Consider the following 204-nt stretch of genomic DNA (forward strand, 5'->3'; position numbering starts at 1 on the left):
CCGTTGTCTTTAACGTCGGCTTCAGCGTTCTTACCGTCTTTAACGATGGTAGTAGTAGTGTTACCGTTACCGTCTTTAATGGTTACAGTGTGAGTACCGTCGCCGTTGTCTTTAACATCGGCTTCAGCGTTCTTACCGTCGGCACCAGTTGCACCATCTTTAATGATGGTAGTAGTGGTGTTACCGTTACCGTCTTTGATGGTT

General features: G+C 46.6%; 1 protein-coding gene. It reads right to left on the bottom strand.

Translation table 11 applies throughout. The features are described from left to right. The coding region (locus tag ACTHR2_RS10610) for a collagen-flanked surface repeat-containing protein (protein ID WP_440375713.1) at positions 1-204 on the bottom strand (204 nt) is incomplete at both ends.

This window comes from Neisseria sp. P0006.S004 (assembly GCF_051963015.1).
Lineage (GTDB): Bacteria > Pseudomonadota > Gammaproteobacteria > Burkholderiales > Neisseriaceae > Neisseria.